The sequence below is a fragment of the Johannesbaptistia floridana genome, from assembly GCF_057440575.1.
Genome location: NZ_JALKVM010000049.1, coordinates 1 through 3,893, shown reverse-complemented (window position 1 = coordinate 3,893; position 3,893 = coordinate 1). Strand labels below are relative to the sequence as shown.

The following is a 3,893-nucleotide window of genomic DNA, read 5'->3' as shown; positions in this document are numbered from 1 at the left end:
TAAGGAAGTAATTAGTAATGAGTAAGGAAGTAATTAGTAATGAGTAAGGAAGTAAGGAAGTAATTAGTAAGGAAGTAATTAGTAAGGAAGTAATGAGTAAGGAAGTAATATCAAGTCCGTTTAATCAGTTATATTATGAGATATTGATGCAAATATTTAAAAACCATCTTTCTCCCCTGCTCCCGGAGCTCCCCCTCTCCCGGAGCTCCCCCTCTCGCCTGTTAGCCAATTTCTGTACTTTTTTGGGAGTGCTTTGATATGAGTTAAAGCTTACTATGAGATAAACTCACAGTAAATTCAGATTCATATTTAATAGGCGATCGCTCTCACTGTATTATAAAAATAGTTATTTAGCCGTTTAACTGTCTAACTGTTTCTACCGATAGAGATAGGGCTTCAGCCACTTGTTCAATACTTAAACCCATTCCTAATAATTTTGGTATAGAATCTCTGACAGATTGTTCTACAGTATCTGCTCGTTGTTTTTCAGCTTCTGCTCGTTGTTTTTCAGCTTCTGCTCGTTGTTTTTCTACTTCTGCTCGTTGTTTTTCTACTTCAGCCCGTTGTTTTTCTACTTCTGCTCTTTCGCTACCTGTCAGGAGTAACTCTCCTTGTTGATTCCACCATCTTAACCAATACTGATGTTGATTTTGATAACTTCCTCTCCACAATCCTAACTCTATTCCCAATCTCTCTAAGGGATAATGTCCTCTTTCGTTGGCATTTATCCTCTCATAGACACCATCTACTAAATGATATACTTCCAATTCTTGGTTTTTAATTACATAAATTCCATAGTACGGTATGCGAATTATTTGCTCATATACCCAAAATTTCCCTGGTTTTTGCTGATTATCGCTCCTTGCTGGAGTTCGGTCTCTTTCTTCATCCCCATTACCACTAGCAAATTCTAAGGCAATCAATGGGGCTAAATGTTCTCTCCACAACACATAAGACCTTCTAATTTGCCCATCAAGTAAAGGTGGTACATTGGGAACATAAAACCAATCTGGTGCTTCAGCACCTTTTTCTGGGGGTTCGGTTTCTCGCCAATAAATGCCACAATCTTGACCGATGGCATATTGTCCATCGGGGTGAATTTCCCGGAGAATTGGGCCTAGGGAGTCAGTTAAAATGATACTTTGGGGATGTTCTTGAAAATTTTTCACGAAGGTACCATCAGAGTCGGGGAGTTGGGTATGATCTGGAAATGGTGGGGGAAGAGCGATGGATTCTCGTTGTTGAGTCATACTTACTTTTGATAGAGAAGTGTAATCTAAATTGAGGTTTTGTTGATGTTTGGTTAATGATTTAAGTAAGGGAGTTGCCGGAGACATCAATATTATTGTCGGCTTTATTGTCGGCTTTTAGCTTTCCTTAAACCATGTAATTAGATCTGCATCTAAGCTTAGTGTTATTTGCTGTTTTCTTTGATTATAAAATACACCTCTTTTTGCATTACTCCAGTCATTAACTTCAGGAATGTCTTGAGTATTAATCTCGTTTTCTGGTAATTTTGATAATGCTTCTAACTCTTTTTGTTGTTCTGTAGTTAGTTGCTTAAAACTCTCCTTCTTCATAAGCTCTCTTCACCAGCATTTTGATTGTAAGTTTCAGAGTTCCCTATCAAGGATAGCATCTTGAGCTCAGATCTTGCATCTTTACCTAATGTTACTGGTGGGGGTTGAGTAATGAGTAATGAGTAATGAGTAATGAGTAATGAGTAATGAGTTAAAGAATTAATGCGATCGCCCTTGAAAATTTGTTGACCCTAAAGGCGTATTCAGTATTTTTGTTCTCCTGATGCGTGATGCGATTTTAGGCGAAAGAGAAATGAACTTTTTCTGAGGTTAATTTAGTACATAAGTTCTGGTGCTTTGCTCTGAGCTGATCGTGAGATGTCCGTTATACATTCTCGCATTCGCTCATTACCGCTCTGTAAATCAGCAACTTTTGGCAAAGATGCAAGATCTGAGCCTATGGTATTTTAGGGAATTAATGGCGATCGCCAAAAAGGAAGAATTAATTATTAAATTTGGAAAAATTTGTGTTAAGTTTAATTAATGAAGACTTCATACTTAGATCAAAGCACCAATGTCATAAGCTACTATTGGAGTTGGAAAGGAAAAAAACTACCAGTATAACTACTGAATGATTCAGGGAAAAACTGCCGAACCATAAGTTTAAGAATTTTCCAATTCAACAGTTTAATTACTTGGTAATAAAGCTTTGTTCTGAGTAAGAAAAAAAGTCTCACTTAACCCAAACAATTAACCATAAATACGATAGTAATCATATTTAGGATTATCTAGCTTCATGTTCACAAAACAAGTTACAGACTCAAAAGCTTATCAGTGGTTTCAAGAAAGATTAGAGATTGAAGCCATTTCCGATGACATAACCTCAAAATATGTGCCTCCTCACGTCAATATCTTCTATTGCCTAGGAGGAATCACCCTGACTTGCTTCCTAATCCAGTTTGCTACTGGATTCGCCATGACTTTTTATTATAAGCCAACTGTAACAGAAGCGTTTACTTCAGTTCAGTACATCATGAACGAAGTTAACTTTGGTTGGTTAATTCGTTCTATTCATCGTTGGTCTGCTAGTATGATGGTACTAATGATGATTCTCCATACCTTCCGTGTTTATCTCACTGGTGGATTCAAAAATCCCCGTGAATTAACTTGGGTAACTGGAGTAGTGTTAGCAGTAATCACAGTATCCTTTGGAGTAACAGGTTACTCTCTACCTTGGGACCAAGTTGGTTACTGGGCGGTTAAAATCGTTTCTGGTGTTCCCGCGGCCATCCCTGTAGTAGGTGACCAAATTGTAGAATTGATGAGAGGTAGCGCTAGTGTTGGACAAGCAACCCTAACTCGCTTCTATAGTCTACATACTTTTGTACTACCATGGATGATTGCTGTATTTATGTTGTTACACTTCTTAATGATTCGCAAACAAGGTATATCAGGTCCTTTGTAAACTGAAACATTTGTAACAGCAAAAAAAAATTAGGAGTGATGAGATAAGAATATCACTCAATTATACCGTCAGACTTTTTAAGGAGAACCAAGAGTAAAATGTCTACTTTAAAAAAACCGGATCTCAGTGATCCTCAGTTAAGAGCTAAACTAGCTAAAGGTATGGGGCACAACTACTACGGTGAACCCGCTTGGCCGAATGATCTTCTCTACACTTTCCCTGTAGTAATTTTAGGGACTATAGGCTTGTGTGTAGGTTTAGCAGTTTTAGACCCATCTATAATAGGAGAACCAGCAGATCCTTTTGCAACACCATTAGAAATTCTACCTGAATGGTATTTCTATCCAGTGTTCCAAATCCTACGTATTGTTCCCAACAAACTTTTAGGAATTGCAGCAATGGCTTCTATTCCTCTAGGTTTGATGATTGTGCCATTCATCGAAAGCGTCAACAAGTTTCAAAATCCTTTCCGTCGTCCCTTAGCAACTACAGTATTTTTAATCGGTACTATTGTAACCATGTGGCTAGGTATCGGCGCTACTTTCCCTCTAGATGAATCTTTAACCTTAGGTTTATTCTAAGAAGAGTAGAAGAAGGAAACTTTAAAAGCAAATATTTTTTCAAGGAGACCTTTTTTTTGATTCAGTTATTGATGATGAAGATAATTGAACAAAAAAAAGGTCGATTTTTATTTAACTCAGAATCTAATACTCCAGTCAAAAACGAGGTTCGTAGTTGGACTTTAGTCCAAAATATCTCAAGGGATGACAAGGGTAGATTGGGCGAATTCGTAATAAAAAGACAAAAATGAAGTTTTTTTAGCATAATAAATGAGGGCGCAAGCCGGAGAGATGGGCGCAAGCCGGAGAGATGGGCGCAAGCCGGAGAGATGGGCGCAAGCCGGAGAG

General features: G+C 37.9%; 4 protein-coding genes. 2 read left to right on the top strand and 2 right to left on the bottom strand.

All coding sequences use genetic code 11. The features are described 5' to 3' along the window. Positions 1-350 precede the first annotated feature (350 nt). Both MW688_RS03680 and MW688_RS03675 read right to left on the bottom strand, forming a co-directional pair. The gene (locus MW688_RS03680) at positions 351-1,250 is read right to left on the bottom strand and encodes a Uma2 family endonuclease (RefSeq protein WP_486734568.1); all 900 of its coding nucleotides are present in this window, start codon (positions 1,248-1,250) and stop codon (positions 351-353) included. 117 nt (positions 1,251-1,367) lie between these two features. Further along, positions 1,368-1,580 (bottom strand): BrnA antitoxin family protein, encoded by a 213-nt coding sequence (locus MW688_RS03675; protein WP_486734567.1) that lies wholly within the window; start codon positions 1,578-1,580, stop codon positions 1,368-1,370. 736 nt (positions 1,581-2,316) lie between these two features. Here MW688_RS03675 and petB point away from each other — a divergent pair. Together petB and petD are read left to right on the top strand one after the other, a co-directional pair. After that, complete coding sequence (gene petB, locus MW688_RS03670) at positions 2,317-2,985, top strand: cytochrome b6 (protein WP_486734566.1); 669 nt, start codon at positions 2,317-2,319, stop codon at positions 2,983-2,985. Positions 2,986-3,083: 98 nt separating this feature from the next. Further along, complete coding sequence (petD, locus tag MW688_RS03665) at positions 3,084-3,566, top strand: cytochrome b6-f complex subunit IV (RefSeq protein WP_486734565.1); 483 nt, start codon at positions 3,084-3,086, stop codon at positions 3,564-3,566. The last annotated feature ends 327 nt before the right edge of the window (positions 3,567-3,893 follow it).